Below are 24,950 nucleotides of genomic sequence, written 5' to 3' on the forward strand. Positions count from 1 at the left end.
TCAGCACAGCGCCAGGGCCTCCAGGCAACGGGCTTTGTGAACCGGGCCCTGGTCCGGCGCCATCTCGCGCCCGGGCAGGCGCAGGCCGTAGTCCAGCTCCAGGTGATCGGCCATCAGCACCCAGGCCGTCAGGCGCGAGAGGCGCGCTTCCAGGTCGACGGCGCCGGTGTGCGCGACATCCAGCCAGAGCTGCTGGCGCTGGGTGGACAGGGCGTCGCGGCTCACTAGATCGTCGCGCCCTGCCGCGAAGGCCTGGGCGGCCTTCTTCCAGACCACGGTTTTCTGCGGGTCACCGCGCCGGTAGGCGCGCACGCCGTCGAACTCACCGGTGCTTTGCACGCGCGCGCTGCCCGAGCTGCCGGCCTGCGGTTCGCCGGGAGGCAGCGGCGGCGGGTGGATCTCGGTGGCCGGGTACACCAGCACCTGCGTGGCCGGGCGCCAGACGGTCCAGACGCGGAAGGTGCCGAGCGGGAAAAGGGTGAGCGCGGTGAGCGGAGGCAGCTCGTGCAGGCCGCGGCGGGATGTCGCCCACGCCACCTGCAGCACCGCGCTGCCCCGGGCGGGCACGTCGGTCCAGGCCAGGTGGGTGTCTCCCGGTCGGCTGTCGGCGATCACCCCCAGGCCGATGCCGTAGCGCGTCCGCGGGCGTTCGCTGACGAGGCGGATGTCCAGCGCCACCGCCTGGCCGGCGTGCACTGGTGCGGGTGCAGCCAGGTGCAGCGTGAGTCCGCGCAGGTTGCTGTGGCACACGTGCATGCCCACCACGGCGCTGCCGGCGAGCAGGAAGGTGAGCAGGTAACCCAGATTGAGCTGGTAGTTGATGCTGCCGACCAGCAGCACCAGCAGCGTGATCCCCAGCATCCAGCCCGCGCGCGTGGGCAGGATGTAGACGTTGCGCTGGGTCAGCGTGAGCGTGTCGGTGCGTGACGCGCGGCTGTGAAACCAGCGCTGGAAGCGGCTGCCCAAGTGGCGCAGCGGGTGGCGCCACGCGGGTGCGGTCCCCGACGGGGGCATGGGTGGCGATGTGGTGTTCACTGGCCGATGCCGTGCAGTCAGGGCAAAGGGGTGGCTTCCACCATGGCGCGGACTTGTTCGACCGCGCCTCGGCCAGCGTCGCTCACCGGTATGAGCCGGTGCGCCACGGTCTGCGGCAGGATGGCGGCGATGTCGTCGGGCGCCACATAGTCGCGGCCGTTCAGGAAAGCCTGGGCCTTGGCCGAACGCACGACCGCCAGAGCCGCGCGGGGGGACAGGCCCTGCGCAAACCAGCGGCCCGAGCGCGTGGCGGCGACCAGGTCCTGCAGGTATTCCAGTACCGGTTCGGCGGTGTGCACGCTGGCCACCGCCTGCTGCAGCCGCGCCAGATCGGCTGGCGTCAGCACCGGCTGCAGTTTCTCCAGCATGCCGCGCCGGTCCTGGCCGCGCAGCAGCTCGCGTTCGGCGGCCCGGTCCGGGTAGCCCAGCGAGAGCCGCATGTGGAAACGGTCGAGCTGCGACTCGGGCAGGGCGTAGGTGCCGAGCTGGTCGTGCGGGTTCTGGGTGGCGATCACGAAGAAAGGTTGGGGCAGGGGACGCGTGGCGCCTTCCACCGTGACCTGCTTCTCTTCCATGGCTTCGAGCAGGGCGCTCTGGGTCTTGGGGCTGGCGCGGTTGATCTCGTCGGCCAGCAGCACCTGCGCGAACACCGGACCCGGGTGGAACACGAAGCCCTCGCGGCCGCGTTCATAGATCGACACGCCCACCAGGTCGCTCGGCATCAGGTCGGCGGTGAACTGCACGCGCGAAAACTGCAGGCCGAAGGAGCGCGAGAGCGCCTGCGCCAGCGTGGTTTTGCCGACGCCGGGCACGTCTTCGATGAGCAGGTGGCCACCGGCCAGAAGGCAGGCCACGCAGTCGGAAATTTGGGGAGCTTTGCCCACGATCACCGTGTTAAGCTGATTCAGAAGTTGGTGGATTTTTTCGTCGGCGTGCATGCCGTGAACCTTAACGTAAAAATGTGATGAGCCAGGCAACAGGTTATTTCACCCACAAGGATTGCTGGAGACACGAAATGGGCGCGGGACACCCCGAGTGCCCGGCGCGGCTCGACGCCATCGAAGACCGTCTGCTCATCACCGGGCTCGACGCCGCGCTCGATCGACGCGAGGCCACCGCCGCGTCGCTGGCCGATCTGGAACTCGCGCATGGTCGCATGCACCTCGCGGCCCTCCGGGGCCTGTCGGACGGCCTTCGTGACGAAATTGCCGCGGGCGGTCCCTCGCATGCGCAGGTCGATCCCGATACGTCCATCAACATCCACTCGTGGGACGCGATCCTGATGGCCGCAGGCGCTGCCATCGACGCCACCGACGCGGTGATGGCCGGCGAACTGGCCAATGCCTTTTGTGCCGTGCGCCCGCCAGGCCACCACGCCACGCGCAACCAGGCCATGGGCTTCTGCTTCGTCAACAACGTGGCCGTGGCCGCCAAATACGCGCTGGAGCGCCACGGCCTGAAACGCGTGGCCATCATCGATTTCGACGTGCACCATGGCAACGGCACCGAAGACATCGTGGCCGGTGATCAGCGCATCCTCATGTGCAGCTTCTACCAGCACCCGTTCTATCCGGTCTGGGAGCATTCGACGGCCGCCAATCTGGTGAACCTGCCGGTGCCGGCCTACACCAAGGGCATGGACGTGCGCGAGCTGGTCGACATGATGTGGCTGCCCCGGCTGGATGCCCACAAGCCGCAGATGATCTTCATCAGCGCCGGCTTCGACGCCCACCGCGAGGACGACATGGGCCAGATGGGTCTGGTGGAAAACGACTACGCCTGGATCACCCAGCGCATCAAGGAAGTGGCGCAGCGCCACAGCAAAGGCCGCATCGTGAGCTGCCTCGAAGGCGGGTACGACCTGAGCGCGCTGGCGCGCAGCGTGGAAGCGCATCTGAGGGTGCTGGCCGATGTCTGAAACCATGTCCCCCGAGCTGCTGTTGACGCACCGTGATGCGCGCGGCGTGTACACGCTCACATTGAACGCACCACGCAGCTTCAACGTGTTGAGCGAAGCCATGATGGGCGCGATGCAGTCCGCACTGGACGCGGTGGCGGCCGACCCAGGTGCGCGCGCCGTGGTGATCGCTGCCAACGGCCGCGCCTTCTGCGCCGGGCACGACCTGAAGGAAATGAAGGCCAGGCCCGAGCTGGCGTATTACCAGGCGCTGTTCGCCACCTGCTCGAAGCTGATGATGGGCATCCGCAAGCTGGAGGTGCCGGTGATCGCGCGGGTGCAGGGCCTGGCCACGGCGGCGGGCTGCCAGATGGTGGCGCAATGCGACCTGGCGGTGGCCGTGCAGGAAGCCACGTTTGGCGTCAACGGCATCGACGTCGGCCTGTTCTGCGCCACGCCCAGCGTGGCGCTCTCGCGCAACATGCTGCCCAAGCAGGCCATGGAAATGCTGCTCACCGGCGACTTCATTTCGGCCGACGAAGCGAAGGCGCGTGGCCTGGTGAACCGGGTGGTGGCGGCCGACGCGCTCGACGCCGGCGTGGCCACGCTGGTCGACCGCATCGTGGCGAAACCGCGCGAGGCCATTGCCATGGGCAAGGCGCTGTTCTACCGCCAGCTGGAAACCGGCATGGAGTCGGCCTACCAGCTCGCGGGTCAGACCATGGCCTGCAACATGGCGCACGACGTGGCGCAAGAGGGTGTGCAGGCCTTCATCGAGAAGCGCGCGCCGAACTGGTAGGCCAACGTTGCTCGCTCGCTGTGCGCAGCCGCACAACCCCCCGTAAGCAACACCCGCGGCCCGTCCTGAACCTGTCGACGGGCGGTTCCACGGTGTTCTGGGAAAAGACTTTTCTTTTTCAGTGACAACGCATGACATCGACTGTTCCGCTCTCCCCCACGCCACCCCCCATTGATGACATGCAGGCCTGGCTCGCCGGCTTCACCCAGTTCACGGTGTGGTTCGAGTTTGCCGCGCTGGTGATCTGTGTGCTCCTGGCCTGGGCCTTCACGGCGGTGTTGCGCCGGGCGCTGGGCATGCGCGAGGAGCGCTCGTCGGTGATGTTTGGTCGCAGCCTGATCGATGGCGTGATGTTCCCGTTGCTGTTGTTGACGCTGGGTTACATCGCGCGTTCGCTCTTGCTGGTCTACATGCCTCTGGCGGTGTTCAAGGTGGCCATTCCGGTGCTGGTTTCGCTGGTGGTCATCCGTGTGGGCGTGAAAGTGTTGCAGGTGGCTTTTGCCAGCGCGCCCTGGGTGCGCGTGCTGGAGCGCACGATTTCATGGGTGGCCTGGCTGGCCATGGTGCTGTGGGTCAGCGGACTGTTGCCACTGGTGCTCCACGAACTGGATCAGATCACCTGGACGCTCGGCTCCAGTCCCATGAGTCTGCGCACCATGATCGAAGGCGCGCTCACGGCCGGCGCGGTGCTGATCGTTGCGCTCTGGGTGTCGTCCGCCATCGAGTCGCGGCTGCTCAGATCCGCCGTGGGCGACCAGTTGTCATTGCGAAAGGCACTGAGCAATGCGACGCGTGCGCTGCTCATGTTCGTCGGTCTGATGCTGGCGCTCAGTGCAGTGGGTATCGATCTGACGGCGCTGTCGGTGCTCGGCGGCGCGGTCGGCGTGGGCATCGGTTTCGGCCTGCAGAAGCTGGCCGCCAACTACGTCAGCGGCTTCGTCATCCTGGCCGAGCGCAGCATGCGCATCGGGGACAACGTGCGGGTGGACAACTTCGAAGGGCGCATCACCGACATCACGGCGCGCTACACCCTGATCCGCTCGCCCGCCGGGCGCGAGTCCATCGTGCCCAACGAAATCCTGATCACCAGCCGGGTGGAGAACCTCTCCCTGGCCGATCCACGGGTGTGGCTGTCGACTGTCGTGTCGGTCGCCTACGACAGCGACGTGGATCTGGTGCGGCGCCTGCTGGTGGAGGCCGCACTGGCGCAGGAGCGCGTGCTCAAGGAGCCTGCACCCCATGCCGCACTCTCGGCGTTTGGCGCCGATGGCCTGGAGTTCACACTGGGCTACTGGATCGCCGACCCGGAAAACGGTCAGCTCGGACTGCGCTCCGACATCAATCTGGCGATCCTGCGCGCCTTGCGCGAGCACGGGATCGAGATCCCCTACCCGCAACGCGTGGTGCACATGAAAGCCGGGCAGTGACGGCGTGCGGCGTCAACGCGTCATCAGCCCGGGCAGCCACAGTGCAATGACCGGGAACGCGATCAGGATGCCCAGCCGCACAATGTCGGCCATCACGAAGGGCCAGACGCCGCGGTAAATCGTGCCCAGGTTCACCTTGGGCAGCAGCGAGCTGATCACGAACAGGTTGAGGCCCACCGGTGGCGAGATCATGCCGATCTCGACAATGGTCACGATCAGGATGCCGAACCAGATCGGGTCGAAGCCCAGTCCGGTGATCACCGGGAAAAACACGGGAATGGTCAGCAGCACGATGGCCAGCTCTTCCATCACCATGCCCAGCATCAGGTAGATGCCCATCATCATCACCACCACCATGATCGGATGGGGGCTGAACTGCAGCACGAAGTCGCGCAGGTCGCCCGGCATGCTGGTGAAGTTGATGAAGTTGGTGAAGATCATCGCGCCGATCAGGATCATGAACAGCATGGCGGTGGTGCGGGTGCTCTCCACCAGGATCTCCAGCAGCACGCGCGGGCGCAGCGTGCCGCGCAGCAAAGCGAACATGAAGGCGCCTGCCGCCCCCACGCCGGCGCCTTCGGTGGCGGTGAACACGCCGCCGTAGATGCCGCCAATGACCAGCGCAAACAGGATGGCCACGCCCCAGATGCCGCGGATGGCGGCGAAGCGCTGGGCCCACGTGAAGCGTTCGGCCGGTGGGCCAGCGGACGGATCGCGCCAGGTCACGAACACCACCGCCATGCACAGGCAGGTGATGGCCACGATGCCGGGCAGGATGCCGGCGACGAACAGCTTGCCGATGTCGGTCTCGGTGATGATCCCGTAGATCACGAGGATGGTGGACGGCGGGATCAGGATGCCCAGCGTGCCGCCGGAGGCGATGGCGCCGGTTGCCAGCGTGTCCTTGTAACCGTGGGCTTTCATCTCCGGGTAGGCCACGCGGGTCATGGTGGCGGCGGTGGCGATGGACGAGCCGCAGATGGAACCGAAACCGCCCGAGGCGATGATGCTGGCCATGGCGAGGCCGCCGCGCTTGTGGCCCACAAAGGCGTTGGCGGCGGTGAACAGCTCCTTGGCCATGCCGGCGCGGGCGACGAAGTTGCCCATCAGCACGAACAGCGGGATCACCGACAGCACATAGTGGAAGCCGGTTTCGAAAATCACCTGGCTGGTGCTGGCGTAGGCCGGCTGCCAGCCGCGCATCAGGCCCAGACCCACCAGGCCGGCGATGGACATGGCCACGGCCAGCGGTACGCGCAGGAAGGCGAGGCCGAAGACGGCCAGAAAACCCAGCAGCGCTTCAATCATGTGGACGCTCCCTGGGTTTCGACCAGCACGTGGCCGCTGGTGGGGGCACGCACGAACACCAGCAGCAGATGGGCCAGCCCGGTGAGCATGAGCAGGCCTGCCATCAGCCAGGCCACCGGGGCGATGGACATCGCGAGGTGCACCGTGGTGTCGCCGTATTCGGCAAAGCGCTCGGCCCGCATCACCATGAGGCGGCCGAGAAAGGCAAAGGTGCCGGCGCAGATCAGGTGGATCACGCGGGCCTGAATCGAGCGCAGCCAGTCGGGAATCAGCGCGTCCAGCGTGTCAAAAACCACGTGCTCGCCGCGCCACGACACCAGGGGCAGCGCCGCGAAGATCACCACCACCATGAGCATCTCGGTGAGCTCCAGCCCGCCGGGTATCGAGTTGTTGAAAAACTTGCGACCGATCACGTCAAACACGGTGAGCCACATGAGCGAAAACAACGCCATGGCGGCCATGACGCCGGTGGACCAGTACAGCAGCCGGTCAAGTGTTTTGTGCATGTTGTGCTTTCTGCATGTGAAGTGGGCCGATGGGCAGCAGGGTTGCTGTTCCATCGGCCCACGGGGGCTGGCCGGCCATTGTCGGCCGGTTGACCGGGATTTACTTCACCTTGGCGATTTCAGCACGGAACTCGGCCAGAACCGCCTTCGGATCCTTCAGACCCTTGACCTGTGCGCTCGCGGCCCATTTGGTTTCCAGGTAGTCCTGTTTTTCCATCACGGCCTTGACGAAGGCCTGGTCGGCCTTGATGCGGTTCACGCCCTGGGCCTTCTGGGCGCCGTCGCGGCTGGCGGCGTCCACCTTGTCCCAGCCCTCGCCGAACATGCGCGCGGCCACTTCGCCCGAAAGCTTGTCGACCACGGCCTTGTCCTGCGGCGACAGCGCCTTGTATTTGCCCTCGTTCATCATGAACACGAAGCTGGTGTTGTACAGGCCGCCGGGGAAGGTGGTGGCGTGCTTGACCATGCTGAGCTTGAACGAGGCGATGGACTCGTCGGGGAAGAAGGTGCCGTCCATCACGCCCGTGGACATCAACTCGAACGACTCGGGCGCGGCCTTCAGCGTGGTGTTCCAGCCCATGGCTTTGGAGAGTTCGTTGATGTTGCCGCCACCGATGCGGAACTTGAGCGATGCGGCGTCCGCGGCCGAGGTCACCGGCTTCTTGCTGTTGAAAATGATGCCAGGGCCATGGGTGAACACCGCCAGCGCCTTGACACCGCGGTGCTCGCCCAGGGGCGCGAAGTACTTGCTGTAGATGCGCTGGTAGGCCACCGAGGTGACGGAAGCGCTGTCGCCCAGGAAAGGAAACTCTGCGACCTGGGTCATGACGAAGCGACCCGGCGTGTAGCCGTCCACCGTGTAGGAAATGTCGGCCAGGCCATCGCGCACCGCGTCAAAGGTGCCCGGCGCAGCCGCCACGCCCTTGGGCAGGATGTTGCACTTCATGCGGCCGGCACTTTCTTTTTCCAGCAGGTCGCACCAGTTCTTCTGAACCGTCGACGCTGTGTGGGTGGGTGGCAGCCAGCTGGAGACGGTGAACACCGTCTGGGCGGACACCAGGCCGCTGGACAGCACCGTGGTGGACAGGGCGGCGGCAAAAACGTGGCGAAGTTTCATGAAGCGTATCCTCGGGACGGTGGTTGAATATGGTTTCTAAACATAAGTAAATCAGTCAGAATTCACTATAGGCGAATACCCGGCTTTTTCTTCTCCAGACTTACCCGAATTAGCCGACCATTTGGTTGGTTAATCGCCCGGGCGGCGGTGCCGGGCAGTTTGTGGAGGATAGGAGTAGGCGCATCCGGAAGCCTCGCCTATAATCTACAAAAAGCACGACCGTTCGTTTTTTTGGTTGCTGTGTTCTTTTGTGCATCCAGGCGGTCTGTCTATGGGAGCGGGCATACAATCCGCAGATTGACGTATACGTCAATTCGAATCCCGTTTTTCCTTTCGTTCTCACAACCCTCAGGAGCAACCGAATATGAAGGTCATCGTCCCCGTCAAACGCGTGGTGGACTACAACGTCAAGGTGCGCGTCAAGGCCGACCAGTCCGGCATGGACCTGGCCAACGTCAAGATGAGCATGAACCCGTTTGACGAGATCGCGGTCGAGGAAGCCGTGCGCCTGAAAGAAAAGGGCGTGGTCACCGAAGTCATCGCCGTCTCCTGCGGCGTGACCCAATGCCAGGAAACCCTGCGCACCGCCATGGCCATCGGCGCCGACCGCGCCATCCTGGTGGAAACCGCCGAAGAGCTGCAGCCCCTGGCCGTGGCCAAGCTGCTCAAGGCCCTGATGGACAAGGAACAGCCCGGCCTCGTGATCCTGGGCAAACAGGCCATCGACGACGACTGCAACCAGACCGGCCAGATGCTCGCCGCTCTCGCTGATTTGCCACAAGGCACCTTCGCCAGCAAGGTCGAAGTGGTGGACGGCAAGGTGAACGTCACCCGCGAAGTCGATGGTGGCCTCGAAGTCCTGAGCCTGAGCCTGCCGGCCATCGTCACCACCGACCTGCGCCTGAACGAGCCGCGTTACGTGACGCTGCCCAACATCATGAAGGCCAAGAAGAAGCAGATGGACATCGTCAAACCCGAAGACCTCGGTGTGGACGTGAGACCGCGCCTCAAGACCCTGAAGGTCAGCGAGCCGCCCAAGCGCGGTGCCGGCATCAAGGTGCCGGACGTCGCAACGCTCGTCGAAAAACTCAAGAACGAAGCCAAGGTCATCTGAAGACCGCTGACATCAACGATCCAGAGGAACACAGAACATGACCGCACTCGTCATTGCCGAACACGACAACGCCAGCCTCAAGGGCGCCACGCTCAACACCGTCACCGCCGCCGCCCAGTGCGGGGGTGAGGTGCACGTGCTCATCGCCGGCCACAACGCCGCTGGCGCAGCCGCAGCCGCGGCCCAGATCGCCGGCGTCGCCAAAGTCATCCACGCCGACGCCGAGTACCTCGCGCACGGCCTGGCCGAGAACATGGCCGCGCAGGTGCTGGCCATCGCATCGAACTACAGCCACATCCTGTTCCCGGCCACGGCCAGCGGCAAGAACATCGCCCCGCGCGTGGCCGCCCAGCTCGACGTGGGCCAGATCAGCGACATCACCAAGGTGATCGCCGCCGACACGTTTGAACGTCCGATCTACGCCGGCAACGCCATTGCCACCGTGCAGAGCACCGAGGCCACCCAGGTCATCACCGTGCGCACCACCGGTTTCGACCCGGCCGCCGCCACCGGTGGCAGCGCAGCCGTGGAAACCCAGGCAGCCCAGGCCGACAGCGGCAAGAGCACCTTCATGGGCAGCGAGATCGCCAAGAGCGACCGCCCCGAACTGACCGCCGCCAAGATCATCGTCAGCGGTGGCCGGGCGCTGGGCAGCGCCGAGAAGTTCAACGAGGTCATGACCCCGCTGGCCGACAAGCTCGGCGCCGCGCTGGGCGCCAGCCGCGCCGCGGTGGACGCGGGTTACGCCCCGAACGACTGGCAGGTCGGCCAGACCGGCAAGATCGTCGCACCGCAGCTGTACGTGGCCTGCGGCATCTCGGGTGCGATCCAGCACCTGGCCGGCATGAAGGACAGCAAGGTGATCGTGGCGATCAACAAGGACCCCGAGGCCCCGATCTTCTCGGTGGCCGACTACGGGCTGGAGGCCGATCTGTTCACCGCTGTGCCTGAGCTGATCAAGGCGCTGTAAGACACACACGTCTGCCGAGGGCATCGTTCGCGATGCCCTTTTTGTATCCAAATTCGAAGACAGGAGACCTTCATGAGCTATACCGCACCCCTCAAGGACATGCTGTTCAACATCGAACACCTGGCGCGCATCGACCAGGTGTCCGCGTTGCCCGGTTTTGAAGATGCTGGCCTGGACACCGCGCAGGCCGTGCTGGAGGAGTGCGCCAAGCTCAACGAAGGTGTGATCGCTCCGCTGAACTGGGAGGGCGACAAGTACCCGTCTTCCTTCCACGACGGCAAGGTCACCACGACGCCCGGTTTCAAGGAAGCCTTCAAACAGTACGCCGAAGGCGGCTGGCAGGGCCTGCAGCACCCGGTGGACTTCGGCGGTCAGGGCCTGCCCAAGACCATCGGTGCGGCCTGCGGGGAAATCCTCAACAGCGCCAACATGAGCTTCGCGCTCTGCCCGCTGCTGACCGACGGTGCCATCGAAGCGCTGATCACCGCCGGCAGCGACGAGCTCAAAGCCGTTTACCTGGAGAAGCTGGTGAGCGGCGAATGGACCGGCACCATGAACCTGACCGAGCCGCAGGCCGGCAGCGATCTGGCGGCGGTGCGCAGCCGTGCCGAGCCCCAGCCCGACGGCAGCTACAAGGTGTTCGGCACCAAGATCTTCATCACCTACGGTGAACACGACATGGCACAGAACATCGTGCACCTCGTGCTCGCGCGCGTGACCGGCGCGCCCGAAGGCGTGAAGGGCATCAGCCTGTTCGTGGTGCCGAAGTTCATGGTCAACGCCGATGGCTCGCTCGGCGCACGCAACGACGTGCATTGCGTGAGCATCGAACACAAGATGGGCATCAAGGCATCGCCCACCGCCGTGCTGCAGTACGGCGACCACGGCGGCGCCGTCGGCTACCTCGTGGGTCAGGAAAACCGTGGCCTCGAATACATGTTCATCATGATGAACGCCGCGCGCTACGCCGTGGGCGTGCAGGGCATCGCGATCGCCGAGCGCGCCTACCAGAAGGCCGTGGGCTACGCGAAGGACCGCGTGCAGAGCCGCCCGGTCGACGGTTCGCTCAGCGCCGCCGCGCCCATCATCCACCACCCCGATGTGAAGCGCATGCTCATGACCATGCGCGCCAGCACCGAAGGCTGCCGCGCCATGGCTGCAGTGGCCGCCGCCGCCTACGACGCGGCCCACCACCACCCCGACGCCGATGCGCGCAAGGACAACGCGGCGTTCTACGAATACCTGGTGCCACTGGTCAAGGGCTACAGCACCGAGATGAGCCTGGAAGTGACCTCGCTGGGCGTGCAGGTGCACGGCGGCATGGGCTTCATCGAAGAAACCGGCGCGGCGCAGTACTACCGCGACGCCAAGATCCTCACCATCTACGAAGGCACGACCGCGATCCAGGCCAACGACCTCGTGGGCCGCAAGACGTCGCGCGACGGTGGCACCAATGCAAAGGCCATCGCGGCGCAGATTGAAAAGACCGAAGCCGAGCTGGTGCAGCGTGGCAGCGTGAATGCGCTGGCCGTGGCCAAGCGCCTCACCGCCGCGCGCGAGGCCTTTGTGGACGTGGTCGAGTTCATCGCCGCCAACACCCGGAGCAACCCCAACGCCGCCTTCGCCGGCAGCGTGCCCTACCTCATGCTCGCGGGCAACGTGGTAGCGGGCTGGCAGCTGGCGCGCGCGCTGCTGGTGGCCGAAGACCAGCTGGCCGCCGGCACCGACGCGGCCTTCATGCAGGCCAAGATCACCACCGCGCGCTTCTACGCCGACCACATCCTGAGCCGCGTGCCTGGCGTGCGCGACAGCATCTGCGAAGGTGCCGACGCGGTCACGGCCATGGCCGTCGAGGCTTTCTGAAACCGCTGCACCCTGTTGCTGCGGCGACAGGGTGTCCACGCTGGCTGACCCAGAATCCAGCCAGCTTCTCGAACACATTCGGAGACAACATGACCATCCGCCAACGCTACCTGCCCCCGGTGCTGAAGAACATCCGGTTCCCGGTGATCGGCTCGCCGCTGTTCATCATCAGCAACCCCCAGCTCGTCATTGCCCAGTGCAAGGCCGGCGTGGTCGGCGCCATGCCCGCGCTCAACGCGCGCCCGGCCGCGCAGCTGGAAGACTGGCTGGCCGAGATCACCGAGGCGCTGGCTGCGCACGACGCTGCGAACCCGGACAACAAGGCCGCACCGTTTGCCATCAACCAGATCGTGCACAAGAGCAACGACCGGCTGGAGCACGACATGGGCCTGTGCGCCAAGTACAAGGTGCCGATCGTCATCACCAGCCTCGGCGCGCGCGAAGACGTGAACCAGGCCGTGCACAGCTGGGGCGGCGTGGTGCTGCACGACGTGATCAACAACGTGTTCGCACACAAGGCGATCGAGAAGGGCGCCGACGGCCTGATCCCTGTGGCTGCCGGTGCCGGTGGCCACGCCAGCGTGAAGAGCCCGTTTGCCATGGTGCAGGAGATCCGCGAGTGGTTCGACGGCCCGGTGGCGCTCTCGGGTTCCATCGCTTCGGGCGGCGCGATCCTGGCCGCGCAGGCCATGGGCGCCGACTTCGCCTACATCGGTTCGGCCTTCATCGCCACCGAAGAAGCGCGCGCGGTGGACGGCTACAAGCAGATGATCACCGAGAGCAATTCGGACGACATCGTCTACAGCAACTTCTACACCGGCATCCATGGCAACTACCTGAAGGGCAGCATCCAGAACGCCGGCATGGATCCGGACCACCTGCCCGAGAGCGACCCGAGCAAGATGAACTTTTCCACCGGCGAAGGCGCCAACGCCGCCAAGGCCTGGAAGGACATCTGGGGTTGCGGCCAGGGCATCGGCGCGATCCGTGAGGTGCTGCCGGCGGCCGATCTGGTGGCCCGCTTCAAGCGCGAATACGCCGAGGCCAAGGCCCGCATCTGCATGGGTTGAGCCCCTGCACCCACAAAAAAGGCCGACTGCAGAGTCGGCCTTTTGCATGGAGCGATCACGTGACCGGATCAGGGTCTGATCGCGTTCTGGATCAGCTCCAGCAAGGACGATGGGCGGAACGATTCGAGCAAACCCGGTGGCTGTGCGTATTGCACACCCGTGTCGTCGGCGATGCGTTCGGCCCAGCCGCCGTTGGTCCATTCGCTGTAGAGCCAGTCGCCGTTGGCGTACGCCAGCCCGGCGGGGGTCTCGCCCGGCGCAGTCTCCGGCACACCCTTGAGCGCGGCGCCCATGTAGTCCATCCAGATCGGCAGGGCGGCCCGGCCGCCCGATTCGCGGCCACCCAGGCTGCGCGGTTTGTCGTAGCCCATCCAGACGGCCGTGGCCAGCGTGGGGTGGTAGCCGGTGAACCAGGCGTCCACCGCGTCGTCGGTGGTGCCGGTCTTGCCGTAGACGTCGTTGCGTTTCAGCTGCGCCTGGGCACGGGCGGCGGTGCCGGTGCGCGTCACGTCGTTCAGCAGGCTGCTCATCACGAAGGCGTTGCGCCCGGGGATCGCGCGGCTTTCGTCCGTCAGTGGTGCCGGGGGCGGCGCTTCAAACAGCACCTTGCCGTGCGCGTCGGTGATCTTCTCCACCACCACCGGTTCCACGCGCCAGCCGCCGTTGGCCAGTGTGGCGTAGGCCCGTGCCATCTGCAGCGGCGTCACGAGGCCGGTGCCCAGTGCCAGTGTCAGGTTGTCGGGCTGGCGGTTGGCGTCGAGGCCGAAGCGGGTGGTCCAGTCGCGTGCACGTTGGGTGCCCACATGCTGCAACACGCGCACGCTCACCAGGTTGCTCGATTTCGCCAGGCCTTCGCGCAGCGTGATCGGGCCGCTGTAGTCGCCGCTGCTGTTGTCCGGGCTCCAGCCGTTGGCTGCGGTGAAGGGCAGGTCGTCCACGATGGTGGCGGGCATCACGCGCTCTTCGAGCGCGGCCGACACCAGCAGCGGCTTGATCGCCGATCCCGGCTGGCGCCAGCCCTGGGTGACGTGGTTGAAGGGTTGGCGCGTGAAGTCGAAACCACCGACCAGCGCGCGCACGCGGCCGGTGCGGGTGTCCAGTGCCACCAGCGCCGCCTCGGCTTCGGGCCATTGTGAGATCGCCCAGTTCTTGCCGTTCTTGACCACCCGCACCACCGAGCCCCGCTGCAGCTTCAGCGGGGCCTTGGCCGCGGGCTGGAGCGCGCGCTGCACCCAGCGCAGGCCTTCGCCCTGGAGGGTGATGCGCTCGCCCGTGGCCAGCTGGGCACGCACCTCTTTCGCGCTGGCCGTCACAACGATGGCCACGCGCAGCGTTTCGTCGTCGTGGTGGTCCTTCAGTGCTTCAGCCGCGGCACGTTCCAGCTCGGCGCCGTTGCCGGACGGCAGGGTTTCCTGGCCTTCCGGTCCGCGCCAGCTGCCGCGCCGGTCGAACGCCAGCACGCCGCGCTGCACCGCGTCGTGTGCCGCGCGCTGGTCGGCCGCACGCAGCGAGGTCGTGACCCGCAGACCGGTGGAATAGGCCTCGGTGCCAAAGCGCTCCACCACCACGCGGCGCGCCATTTCGGCCACGTGGGCGGCGTGCACGCTGCGTTGCCCGGGCGACCGCAAGCTCAGTTTTTCGGCGCGCGCGGCGGCCAGTTGCTGCTCGGTGATGGCGCCCACCGCGAGCATGCGCTGCAGCACCACGCGCTGGCGCTGCACGGCGCGCTCGAAATTGGCCACCGGGTTCGCGTAATAAGGGTTCTGGGGCAGGCCCGCGAGCATCGCGGTTTCGGCCAGCGAGAGCTGGTCCATGGACTTGCCGAAGTAGGTCTGCGCGGCGGCCGCGAAACCATAGGCGCGCTGGCCCAGGAAGATTTCGTTGAGGTAGATCTCCAGGATGCGGTCTTTCGAGAGCGCGTCTTCCACCTTGAAGGCGAGCACGATTTCCTTGGCCTTGCGCTCGACCGAAAACTCGCGCGTCAGCAGCATGGTGCGCACGAGCTGCTGCGTGATGGTGCTGGCGCCCTGCCGGCGACCCCCGGTCAGCGCCGCCACCACCGCCCGCGCCATGCCCTTCGGGTCAACGCCCGAGTGTTCGCGAAAACGCGCGTCCTCCACCGCCAGCACGGCGTCCTGCAGCCGCTTTGGGGTGCGCGAGAGCGGCACGTATTCGCGCCGTTCGGCACCGAACTGTGCCAGCTCCACGCCGTCGGCGGTGAACACCTGCAGCGGCAGTTTGGGCTGGTAATTGACGATCCGGTCGATCGGCGGCAGATCGAAAGTGGACGCTTGAACCACGGACGCGGTCAGCAGCAGCGGGGCAGGGATGATGAGCGCCAGGCTGAGAAACAGGCGGCGCGAATGACGCAATGACATGGGTAGGGATTATCCGGTGCCCGGGTATGCCGCAGATGAACGGGGCGTAACCGAATGTGCCATCATGGTTCTCGACACACTGGTTTCTCGCTTGACGGCCCACAATTGCTGCGACGCAGCAGATAGAGCCCCCCATGACAGAAAAACCCTTCAGGGAGAACGACCCCACGGTCTCCAGCGGCCAAGCCTCCGAGCCCGGGCGCCGCGGGCGCTTTCGCCTGTGGTGGCTGGGTGTCGCCGCGTTGCTCTTGCTGGGCACTGCAGCCGCGGTCCTGCTGCGCTACGAGGCACGCACGTCCCGCCTGCAGACCTGGGCGCTGGGCCGCTATGCCGCACCGCTCGGTTTTGAGGTGGCTCCCGGGCCCAGCGAGCACATCCGTTTCCCGAAGCACGGCCCGTTTGATGAACGCCTGGGTTACACCCATATCCCCGCCTTCGTTGCCAGCCTGCAATCCCGCGGCTACGAGGTCACGGCGCAGGCCCGGCACAGCGAGGCCCTGCTCGTGCATCTGGACCGCGGCCTGTCCGCCCCTTACGCCGAAAAGGCCCAGGCCGGCCTGACCGTGTTCGATTGCCGCCGCGCGCCGATCCACAGCTTCAGCTACCCCCACCGCCAGTTCGACCGCCTGGGGAGCGTGCCCCCGGTGGTCGCTCAGGCGCTGCTGTTCATCGAAAACCGCGACCTGCTCGACCCCGACCGGCCGCACCTGAACCCGGCCGTTGACTGGGTGCGCTTCACCCGCGCCGTGCTCGGGCAGATCGGCAGCCGGATCAATGACGGGTTCGACACCCCCGGTGGCAGCACCCTGGCCACCCAGATTGAAAAATTCCGCCATTCACCCGGGGGCATCACCCACAACGAGCGCGAGAAGTTGCGCCAGATGGTGTCGGCCGCCGTGCGCGCCTACCAGCAGGGCGAGGACACGCTGCCGGTGCGCCGCCAGATCCTGCTCGACTACCTCAACACCGTTCCGCTGTCGGCCGCGCCGCGGCACGGCGAGGTGCACGGGCTGGCCGATGGTTTGTGGGTGTGGTTCGGGACCGAGCTCGACCGCGCCCGCTTCCTGCTCACGCCGGGGGAGAGCCTGAACGAGAACCAGACCGAGCGCGGCCAGGTCCTGCGCCAGGTGGTGGCCCTCATGGTGGCGCACCGCCGCCCCTCGTGGTACCTCGCCCAGGGTCGCAAAGACCTCGACGAAACCACCGACGCCTACCTGCGCCTGCTGGCCACGGAGGGCATCATTGACACCGGCTGGCGCGATGCCGCCCTGCGGCAGCGGCTGGCGTTCCGGGACATGGTCCGCTACCCGCCGCTGGAGCCGACCAGCCATGGCAAAGGCAGCACCGCCGCGCGCAGCCGCCTGGCCGGGTGGCTGGGCACCTCGCTCTACAGCCTCGACCGGCTCGATGCCAGCGTCGACACCACGCTGCACGGTGAGCTGCAGGACACCGTCAGCGACTACCTCGGTCGCCTCGCCGATCCGGCCATTGCCCGCTCGCAGCGCCTCATCGGCGAGCGCCTGCTGCAGCCCGCCTCGCTTGGCAAGGTGAGTTACAGCTTCACCCTGCTGGAGCGCACGCCCCTGGGCAACCTGGTGCGCGTGCAGACCGACACCACCACGCAGCCGCTGGACATCAACGAAGGCAGCAAGCTCGAACTCGGTTCCACCGCCAAGCTGCGCGTCCTGGCGACCTATCTGGAGCTGGTCGCCGAGCTGCATGCGCGACTTGCCCCGCTGGAGCCGAAAGCCCTGCGCGCCACCGCCTTCGACCGGCAGGACACGCTCACGCGCTGGGCCGTACAGCACCTTGCCAGCGCCAAAGACCGCAGCCTCGACACCATGCTGCTCGCCGCCCTGGAGCGCCGGTTTTCGGCCGATCCCGGCGAGCGCTTCTTCACCGGCGGCGGTGTGCACAGCTTCAACAACTTCAACGACAGCGACAACGGCCGCTCGCCCACCGTGCGCGAAGCCATGCAGGCTTCCATCAACCTGCCGTTCGTGCGCGTGCTGCGCGAAGTCGTGCGCCACACCATGTACCAGGTGCCCGGCAGCACCGCGCGCCTGCTTGAAGACGACAGCGACCCTCGCCGCGAGGCCTACCTTGCCCGCTTCGCCGACCGCGAGGGCCAGGCTTTCCTGCGACGCTTCTGGCGCAAGACCGATCGGCGCAGCACCGACGAGTTGCGTTCGGTGCTGCTTGAAGGCCTGCGCCCCACACCCGAGCGCCTCACCGCCGTGTTTCGCTACCTCGAACCAGCGGCAACGCCCGAAGCGCTGGGCCGGTTTCTGCGCGAGCGCATCGGCGAGAAAGCGCCCGACACGGCCCGCGTGCAGAGCCTCTACAGCCGCTACGCGCCAGACGCCCTCGACCTGCCCGACCGCGGCTATGTGGCCGGCGTACACCCGCTCGAACTCTGGCTTGTCGCCTTTCGCCTGCAGCACCCGAAGGCAACCCTGGGCGAGGCCATCAGCGCCAGCCAGAGCGAGCGGCAGGCGGTCTACGGCTGGCTCTTCCGCACGCGCGTCAAGAGCGCGCAAGACATCCGCATCTACACCCTGCTGGAAGTCGAAGCCTTCCTGGACATCCACCAGCGCTGGGCCCGGCTGGGCTACCCGTTTGGCCACCTCGTGCCCTCGCTGGCCACCGCACTGGGCAGCTCCGGCGACCGGCCCGCGGCGCTCGCCGAGCTGATGGGCATCATCCTCAACGACGGTGTGCGACTGCCCACCCGCCTCCTCACGGGCGTGCAGTTCGCCAGCGACACACCCTGGGCCACCGCGCTGGGGAACACGCCCGTGAAGGGCGAGCGGGTCATGGCGCCCGAGGTGGCGCGGGCGCTGCAACAAGCCTTGTCCGAAGTGGTGGAGCGCGGCACCGCGCGCCGCCTGGCCGGCAGTTTCCGCACCCCGGGTGGCGAAGACCTGTCGCCCGGTGGCAAGACCGGCACCGGCGACAACCGCGTGGTCGTGCGCGGACGCGCCACGCTGGCGCTCAACCGCACCGCCACCTTTGTCTTTCACCTCGGTCCGCGCTATTTCGGCAGCCTTACCGCCTATGTGGTCGGTCCCGATGCCGCGCGCTACCGTTTCACGTCGGGCCTGCCGGTGCAGATCCTGGGATCGATGGGGCCGACCCTGATGCCTTATCTGGGGGCCGCGCCCGGCAGCGGCTGCCCGACCGCACCGCCCTGACCCGGGGTGCCGGCCAGCGCCGGGTTCACCGGCTGCTCACGCGGCAGGTGCCACACCGCTTTGCGGGGTTCGTCGGCCAGCTGGTCCAGCGCGCGGTGCAGGCGTTGCAGTGCGCGCCGGGACTCCACGCGTTCCTCTTCTTCGGCGGCGATCTCGCGGTCGGCCGGCAGCAGGGTGGAGACCAGGCGAAACCGCAGCGTGGCGTCGTCGGGCAGGATGGACGCCGGCTCCAGCCCCTTGGCCACAATGTGCTGCGCCAGCAGCTTGAGGTGTTCCGGTCGCTGGGGTCCTTCCACCAGGATCGCAAAACGCGTGTCGGTCACGCGACACACCGTGTCCACATCGCGCACCACGCGCGTGAGCCGCGCCGCTGCCAGCACCAGCGCGCGGTCACCCGTGTCCTGCCCCAGGCGCAGGCGAAGGTCGGCGTGGTTGGACAGCTCCACCAGCAGCAGAGCGCAGTGGTGGCCGTAGCGCCGCGCGCGGCGGATCGCATCGCGCAGCCGCAGGTCCAGCACCGGCACGTTGGTCAGACCGGTCAGCGGATCGGTGGAATCGAGCGCCCGCAGGCGCGCCCGGTTTTCGCTGAAGTGCTTGGCACGGCGGTGCAGGATGTAGAGCAGCAGCGGGATCTCGATTGCCGAGCCGATCAGCACCGCGTACTGCGCGCCCCAACTGTCGGACAATACGCCGGCCGCGCGCAGCGCCGGAAACGGGTAACCCAGGTGCACCGGCAGAAAACCCAGCACCATCCAGCCCGCATAACGCTCCCCCTGGCGCCAGGCCCACAGGCACAGGCCGATGCTCAACAGCACCGAGAGCAGGCCGTACAGGTTGAGCACCGCCAGCGCCGCAGCGCTCTGCAGCGTGAGGTAGGCCACCGGATACAGCAGGCCGAACACCGACCACGCCAGCGCAAAACGGTCGAGCCCGCGGTGGTGGCGCGAAATGGCGCACACCTCGCGCACGAACCAGATGCCCGAGCCCGTGAGCCAGAGCATGAAAACCGCGGGTGCCGCGCTGTTCCACCACGCCCAGTCGGGCCAGAAAAACAGGCCCCCGATGCCGGTGAACGCCACCTGGAAACCCAGCATGCAGCTCACGTACACCACATAGGCCACAAAGGCGCGGTCGCCGTACAGGCGCGCATGCACCCAGCCAAGGAACAGCACCAGCAGGCCGAAGCCGAGGTAGACACCCACCAGCAGGTGTGTCCACGAGCGCTTCTGCTGCAGATCTGCTGCACTCAGCAGGGTGGTGCGCGGGCTCAGCGGCGCGGGTTTGTTGTCCAGCCGCAGCCACACGCTGAGCGGTGCCGAGGTGTCGTCCAGTGCGAACACCGGCGAGCGGTCGGGATTGGACCACTGCGACACCGCCAGGTGGTCGCCCGCGCGCTGCTCTCGCCAGCCACCACCGGGGCGGGGCTGGAAAAAGCTTGCGTGGTCGGTGAAGGCGGAGCTGTCGAGCATGAGGAACCAGCGCTGGGCCGGGTCCATGGCGGGCAGATCCAGCCGCATCCAGAGTGCGCCATCGCCCAGCTTGAAGGTTCGGTGACCCTCCATGGGCTGAAACTGGGTGGCCGGCGCCTGCGCCACCTTGTCAATGCCGGCCTCGCCGGTCGGGTCCACCCAGTAGTGGGCCCGCAGCGTCACGTCCTGCTCGCCGCTCGAGGCCTGCGCCCCGCCGTGCCACGCCACGAAAGCCAGTGCCAGCAGCAGGACGGTGCAGGCGAGCAGGCGGTGGAGGGCGTAAGCGGGTGGCATTGGCGCTATGTTAGCGGGCGGCTGGCGCGGGCCCGGATGACCGCCTCAGCGAGCCCAGGTGTTGCAGCACCCTGCACAGGGGATACTGGTGGCAGACGCGCTGGCCGCGAGCACGCAACATGCTGCGTCGGGCACGGTGCACTCAGCCAGCGGAATCGCTCAGCCCGAGTAGCCCGCCAGGCGCGGCAGGAACAGCACCAGGTCGGGCCAGAGCGTGATCAGCACCAGTGCGCCCAGCATGACCCCGAGGAAAGGCATCACCTCGCGCACCAGTTCCACGAGCGACACGTCGGCGATCCGGGTCATCATGAACAGCAGCAGGCCGTAGGGCGGGGTCACGAGCCCGATCATGATGTTGAGCACCGCCACCACGCCAAAGTGAACCGGGTCGATGCCGAGCGCCGTCGCCGTGGGCAGCAGCACCGGCAGGATCACCAGGATGATGGTGGAGCCTTCCAGAAAACAGCCCAGCACCAGCAGCATGAGGTTGACCAGCAACAGGAAACCCTGTGGCGACAGGTCCAGGGTCTTGAGGATCTCGCTGAGCGATGCGGGAATGTTCTCCGCCGTGATGACGAAGTTGAAGACCAGGGCGCCAGCGATCAGCATGCCGATGGAGATGCTGGTGCGCGCGCTGGTGAGCAGGGCGTCGTACATGTCGCGCCAGCCGATGCTGCGGTAGAGCAGCACCGAGATCAGCAGGGCATAGGCCGCCGCCAGGCCCGCGGCCTCGGTCGGCGTGGTGATGCCGCTGTAGAGGCAGCCCAGCAGGATGACCGGCAGCATCAGGGCCGGAAACGCCGCGCGCGTGATGGCCGGCATCTCCCGCAGGGCCACCCTGGCCTCGACCGGATAGTTCCGGCGCTTGGCGAGGAAGTAGATCAGGCCCATCTGCACGGCGCCCAGCAGCAGGCCGGGCAACACGCCGGCGATGAACAGGTAGCCGATGGAGGCGCCCGAGACCAGGGCATACAGCACCAGCGGGATCGAGGGCGGAAGAATGGGACCGATGACGGCCGAGACGGCGGTCAGCGCGGCGGCAAAGCCGCGCGTGTACTGGCCGTTGCGCGTCATCATGGCCAGCATCATCTTGCCCGAGCCGGCCGCGTCCGCCAGGGCGGAGCCCGACATGCTGGCAAACACAATGCTCTGCAGCACGTTGACCTGCGCCAGTCCGCCGGGGAAGCGCCCGACGATGGCGTTGCAGAAGCGCAGCAGGCGGTCCAGGATGCTGCCGGTGCTCATGATGGTGGCCGCCAGGATGAACAGCGGGATCGCCAGCAGCAGGAAGCTGGAGTAGGTGCCGTTGAGCAACTGCTCGGCCGCGGTGCCCATGTCCATGCCCTTGAGGTACAGGTACAGCACCGAGCCACCGATCATGGCCTGGCCGATCGGCACGCCGAGCAGGCTGAGCACGACGATGGCGCCGAGGGCCAGCGAGAAGGGACTGGTGAAGTTCATGGGGCGGGCTGGGCTTCGACGTTGGCGGGATCTTTGCCGCGCAGGAGCTGGCCGAGGGTCCAGAGGTGGCGGGCGATCACGGCCACCGAAAACAGGATGTAGATCGAGAACAGCACATCGAACCGGATGTTCATGTACGAGCTTTTCTCGACCTTCATGAAGCTCACGTAGTCCCAGGCCGCGGGCAGCGACATGCCGAACAGCACCACCATGCTGGCCGAGCCCACAATGCCCATGGCGATGCGCGCACGCCGCCCGGCGTGCACCGACACGAAGTCGATGCGGATCTCCTCGTGGTCCTTGAGCACGAAGGCAGCGCCCCAGAGCACCAGCCAGAGCCAGGCCGCCACGGAGAGTTCGGCAGTCCAGCCCACGGGCCAGTTGAAGACGTAGCGCAGGACGATCTGGAGGATGAAGGCGACGAAGATGATGGCCAGCAGGCCGGCGGCCACCGCCTCGGCCACGCGGTGCAGGGAAGACAGGCGGGTTCTGGGCATCTCACTTCATGGCGTTGATCTTGTCGAGCATGCCGGTCGGCCAGTTCCTGGCTTCGTCCGATGCCAGATAAACCTTTTGTGCATGTTCGCGGAAGGCGGCCACGTTGGGCGTGTACACGTCCAGTCCCTTGCTCTTGAAGCCGTTGGCGAGCTCCGCCTCGCGCTTCAGGTGTTCCGCGGTGCTCCAGGCGATGGCCTTGCTGGCGGCGGCCTGGAAGGCCTGCTGCCTGGCCGGCGTCATGCTGTCCCAGGTTTTCATGTTGACGGCGAGCAGGTCGTAGCCCACCAGGTGCGAGGTCAGCACGATCTGCGACATCACCTCGTCGAACTTCATGTTCTGCACGTTGGGCAGCGGGTTGTCCTGCCCGTCGATGGCGCCGGTCTGCAGGCCGGTGTAGGTTTCGGCGTAGGCCATGGGTGTGGGGTTGGCACCGATGGAACGGCCCAGCAGCTGCCAGCTGTCGCCCGGCGGCATGCGCAGTTTCACGCCCGCCAGATCGGCGGGCACGTTGATCTTTTTCTTGCTCTTGAGGCCGACCTGGCGGGTGCCGAAGAAGGTCGGGCCCAGGATCTTGATCTTGAGCTGGTCCTCGACCATCTTCTTCATCTGCGCGCCCATGTCGCTGGCGAAGAAGTTGTTGAGGTGGTTGGCGTCGCGGAACAGGTAGGCCGAGGTGAGCAGCGACCAGGCCGGGATCTGCTTGGAGATGTCCTGCGGTCCGATGTTGCCCATTTCGAGGTTGTTGCGCTGCAGGGCCACCAGCTCGGTGCCCTGCTTGAACAGGGTGGAGTTGAGGAACACCTCGACCTTGAAGTCGGCCTCGATGTCCTTGGCGAACATCTTCATCATGTCGGCGCGGATGTCCTTGTCGGAGAACACGGCGGCGAAGCGCAGGGTGGGCTGGGCCTGTGCCCAGGCCGGCATCATGGCGGCAGCGGCGAGCGAGGCGCCGGCACAGAGCGCGGCGCGGCGGTTGGTGGGGATGTTCATGGTGATGTCTCCTGTTGTGGGGTGAGGTGAAAGCGCCGGGGAATGGGTTGATCGGTCAGGCGGGTGCATGCGCCGCCGTGGCCAGTTGCTGCGCCACCGCGCGGATCGCCAGCTCGTAGCCGAAGGGGCCGAAGCCGCAGATCACGCCGGTGGCTGCGAGCGAAACCAGCGAGTGCTGGTAGAGCGCATCGCGGCGGTGGATGTTGGTGACATGGACTTCCGCGATCGGCCGCTCCAGGGTCTTGAGCGCGTCGAGCAGGGGAATCGAGCGGAACGACAGGCCCGCCGGGTTGATGACGACCGCGGCACCGCGCTCGCGCGCCTCCTGCACCCAGTCCACCAGCACGCCTTCGTGGTTGGACTGGCGAAACTCGCACGCCAGGCCCAGTTCACCGGCCACGCGCCGGCACATCTGCTCGACCTGCGCCAGCGTGGTGCTGCCGTACAGGTGGGGCTCGCGCACCCCGAGCAGGTTCAGGTTCGGTCCGTTGAGGATGTAGACGGTGTCGCTCATGGCCGGTGCTCCAGCCATCGGCCTATCCCTTTCAGGCTGCTGCGCATACATTTCCTTCCTCAGGTGTTCCGGCGGGTCCATGGAACGGACCCTCCCATGTGCCGATTCTTGGGTCGCCATGAGAAAGTCTTTCCAGATTGGAAATTAATTTCTTGATATGAAAAATCATCGAACATGAGCCTTGCACTGGACCGCGGACTTTCGCTGCTGGAACACCTGGCCGCTCACCCCGGTGGCTTGCCCCTGGCGCTGATGGCCTCGGAGCTGGACATTCCGCTGAGCGCCTGCCACCGCCTGCTGGGCGACCTGCAGCGGCGCGGCTACGTGCGCCAGGCACGCAAGCAGGGGGACTACGTGCTCACCACCAAGGTGGTGTCGATGGGGCTGGGGTACCTCAGCAACGCGGGCATCGTGGACATCGCCGAGCCGCTGCTGGAACGTCTGGCCCAAAAGTCCGGCGAACTGGTGCGGCTGTCCATCGTCGACGAAGACCGGCTGACCTGGATCGCCAAGGCCCAGGGCATGCGCCAGGGCCTGCGTTACGACCCCGACATGGGCATGGACGCGCGCCTGTCCTGCACCGCTTCGGGCCATGCCTGGCTGCTGACCATGAGTGATGAAAAGGCGATGGAACGGGTCGCCCGGCAGGGCTTCGGCTCCCCGGCGGACTATGGCCCCAAGGCCCCGACCACCGTCAAGGCCTTGCTGGGATACCTGCACGCGGCGCGGGTGCGCGGCTACGCGATGATCGACGAGGTGTTCGCGCCCGGCATGAGCGCCATGGCCGCGCCCGTGCTGCGGCGCAAGGACGCCATCGGTGTCATCAGCATCGCCGGGCCCCGCATCCGCCTGACATCGGCGCGCATGCACGAACTCGCGCCGGCCCTGCTGGCCGCGGCCGCCGAACTGGGCCCGATCAGCAACGCGTCGAGCCTGTTTGGCCGGCCGCCGCTGGGCAAGGGCTGAGCGCCCGAGCGTCCTTCGCCCGGGTGCGCCCATCGCGCCAACGCCCGCCCGCACGCCACAATCCGAGGTTCACGGTGCGC

Annotated in this window: 20 protein-coding genes; 9 read left to right on the forward strand and 11 right to left on the reverse strand. The window is 66.7% G+C overall.

Annotation, left to right across the window (positions count from 1 at the left end):
* Both AC0GNO_RS06375 and AC0GNO_RS06380 read right to left on the reverse strand, forming a co-directional pair.
* On the reverse strand, window positions 1–1,014 hold the full coding sequence (locus AC0GNO_RS06375) for a DUF58 domain-containing protein (protein WP_472903377.1): 1,014 nt from the start codon (window positions 1,012–1,014) through the stop codon (window positions 1–3).
* 38 nt (window positions 1,015–1,052) lie between these two features.
* Complete coding sequence (locus AC0GNO_RS06380) at window positions 1,053–1,973, reverse strand: AAA family ATPase (protein WP_472888107.1); 921 nt, start codon at window positions 1,971–1,973, stop codon at window positions 1,053–1,055.
* A gap of 26 nt (window positions 1,974–1,999) precedes the next feature.
* Here AC0GNO_RS06380 and AC0GNO_RS06385 point away from each other — a divergent pair, with 26 nt between their 5' ends.
* The 3 genes from AC0GNO_RS06385 to AC0GNO_RS06395 all read left to right on the forward strand — a co-directional run bounded on the left by AC0GNO_RS06385 (window position 2,000) and on the right by AC0GNO_RS06395 (window position 5,158).
* Window positions 2,000–2,953 (forward strand): histone deacetylase family protein, encoded by a 954-nt coding sequence (locus AC0GNO_RS06385; protein WP_472888108.1) that lies wholly within the window; start codon window positions 2,000–2,002, stop codon window positions 2,951–2,953.
* A complete protein-coding gene (locus AC0GNO_RS06390) occupies window positions 2,946–3,731 on the forward strand; it encodes an enoyl-CoA hydratase (protein WP_472903378.1) in 786 nt (261 codons plus the stop codon). Before AC0GNO_RS06385 ends, AC0GNO_RS06390 begins: the two co-directional genes overlap by 8 nt.
* A 131-nt stretch (window positions 3,732–3,862) precedes the next feature.
* The gene (locus AC0GNO_RS06395; RefSeq protein WP_472903379.1) at window positions 3,863–5,158 is read left to right on the forward strand and encodes a mechanosensitive ion channel family protein; all 1,296 of its coding nucleotides are present in this window, start codon (window positions 3,863–3,865) and stop codon (window positions 5,156–5,158) included.
* 12 nt (window positions 5,159–5,170) lie between these two features.
* Here the strand turns inward: AC0GNO_RS06395 and AC0GNO_RS06400 are convergent, their stop codons facing one another.
* The 3 genes from AC0GNO_RS06400 to AC0GNO_RS06410 form a co-directional block, all read right to left on the reverse strand.
* Window positions 5,171–6,466 carry a TRAP transporter large permease gene (locus AC0GNO_RS06400; protein WP_472903380.1) on the reverse strand — a complete coding sequence of 432 codons (1,296 nt, stop codon included), beginning with the start codon at window positions 6,464–6,466 and terminating at the stop codon, window positions 5,171–5,173.
* On the reverse strand, window positions 6,463–6,972 hold the full coding sequence (locus AC0GNO_RS06405) for a TRAP transporter small permease (RefSeq protein WP_472888112.1): 510 nt from the start codon (window positions 6,970–6,972) through the stop codon (window positions 6,463–6,465). Before AC0GNO_RS06405 ends, AC0GNO_RS06400 begins: the two co-directional genes overlap by 4 nt.
* 100 nt (window positions 6,973–7,072) lie before the next feature.
* Window positions 7,073–8,089 (reverse strand): TRAP transporter substrate-binding protein, encoded by a 1,017-nt coding sequence (locus AC0GNO_RS06410; protein ID WP_472888113.1) that lies wholly within the window; start codon window positions 8,087–8,089, stop codon window positions 7,073–7,075.
* Window positions 8,090–8,453: 364 nt separating this feature from the next.
* Here AC0GNO_RS06410 and AC0GNO_RS06415 point away from each other — a divergent pair, with 364 nt between their 5' ends.
* The 4 genes from AC0GNO_RS06415 (at window position 8,454) to AC0GNO_RS06430 (ending at window position 13,106) form a co-directional block, all read left to right on the forward strand.
* Complete coding sequence (locus tag AC0GNO_RS06415; RefSeq protein WP_472903381.1) at window positions 8,454–9,203, forward strand: electron transfer flavoprotein subunit beta/FixA family protein; 750 nt, start codon at window positions 8,454–8,456, stop codon at window positions 9,201–9,203.
* Between the two features lie 37 nt (window positions 9,204–9,240).
* Entirely contained in the window at window positions 9,241–10,173 is a 933-nt protein-coding gene (locus tag AC0GNO_RS06420) for an electron transfer flavoprotein subunit alpha/FixB family protein (protein ID WP_472903382.1), read from the forward strand.
* Window positions 10,174–10,245: 72 nt separating this feature from the next.
* Window positions 10,246–12,036: an acyl-CoA dehydrogenase gene (locus tag AC0GNO_RS06425; RefSeq protein WP_472903383.1), complete on the forward strand. Its 1,791-nt coding sequence runs from the start codon at window positions 10,246–10,248 to the stop codon at window positions 12,034–12,036.
* 89 nt (window positions 12,037–12,125) lie between these two features.
* Complete coding sequence (locus AC0GNO_RS06430; protein ID WP_472903384.1) at window positions 12,126–13,106, forward strand: NAD(P)H-dependent flavin oxidoreductase; 981 nt, start codon at window positions 12,126–12,128, stop codon at window positions 13,104–13,106.
* A 68-nt stretch (window positions 13,107–13,174) separates the two neighbouring features.
* Here AC0GNO_RS06430 and AC0GNO_RS06435 read toward each other — a convergent pair whose 3' ends face one another.
* Window positions 13,175–15,484, reverse strand: a complete 2,310-nt coding sequence (locus AC0GNO_RS06435; protein ID WP_472903385.1) for a penicillin-binding protein 1A — start codon at window positions 15,482–15,484, stop codon at window positions 13,175–13,177.
* Window positions 15,485–15,618: 134 nt separating this feature from the next.
* On the opposite strand from AC0GNO_RS06435, the gene AC0GNO_RS06440 reads away from it, so the two are divergent.
* Window positions 15,619–18,678 carry a transglycosylase domain-containing protein gene (locus tag AC0GNO_RS06440; RefSeq protein ID WP_472903386.1) on the forward strand — a complete coding sequence of 1,020 codons (3,060 nt, stop codon included), beginning with the start codon at window positions 15,619–15,621 and terminating at the stop codon, window positions 18,676–18,678.
* Here the strand turns inward: AC0GNO_RS06440 and AC0GNO_RS06445 are convergent.
* From AC0GNO_RS06445 to AC0GNO_RS06465, 5 genes are all read right to left on the reverse strand, one after another.
* Window positions 18,630–20,441: a sensor domain-containing diguanylate cyclase gene (locus AC0GNO_RS06445; RefSeq protein ID WP_472903387.1), complete on the reverse strand. Its 1,812-nt coding sequence runs from the start codon at window positions 20,439–20,441 to the stop codon at window positions 18,630–18,632. The genes AC0GNO_RS06440 and AC0GNO_RS06445 overlap by 49 nt on opposite strands.
* Before the next feature lie 159 nt (window positions 20,442–20,600).
* Window positions 20,601–21,902 (reverse strand): TRAP transporter large permease, encoded by a 1,302-nt coding sequence (locus AC0GNO_RS06450; RefSeq protein ID WP_472888121.1) that lies wholly within the window; start codon window positions 21,900–21,902, stop codon window positions 20,601–20,603.
* Window positions 21,899–22,399 carry a TRAP transporter small permease gene (locus AC0GNO_RS06455; RefSeq protein WP_472903388.1) on the reverse strand — a complete coding sequence of 167 codons (501 nt, stop codon included), beginning with the start codon at window positions 22,397–22,399 and terminating at the stop codon, window positions 21,899–21,901. Before AC0GNO_RS06455 ends, AC0GNO_RS06450 begins: the two co-directional genes overlap by 4 nt.
* Before the next feature lies 1 nt (window position 22,400).
* Window positions 22,401–23,390, reverse strand: a complete 990-nt coding sequence (gene dctP / locus AC0GNO_RS06460; RefSeq protein WP_472903389.1) for a TRAP transporter substrate-binding protein DctP — start codon at window positions 23,388–23,390, stop codon at window positions 22,401–22,403.
* 55 nt (window positions 23,391–23,445) lie between these two features.
* Window positions 23,446–23,904 (reverse strand): type II 3-dehydroquinate dehydratase, encoded by a 459-nt coding sequence (locus AC0GNO_RS06465; protein WP_472888124.1) that lies wholly within the window; start codon window positions 23,902–23,904, stop codon window positions 23,446–23,448.
* Window positions 23,905–24,078: 174 nt separating this feature from the next.
* Here AC0GNO_RS06465 and AC0GNO_RS06470 point away from each other — a divergent pair, with 174 nt between their 5' ends.
* On the forward strand, window positions 24,079–24,870 hold the full coding sequence (locus AC0GNO_RS06470) for an IclR family transcriptional regulator (protein ID WP_472888125.1): 792 nt from the start codon (window positions 24,079–24,081) through the stop codon (window positions 24,868–24,870).
* Window positions 24,871–24,950: the final 80 nt, after the last annotated feature.

The organism is Hydrogenophaga sp. L310, from assembly GCF_055703065.1.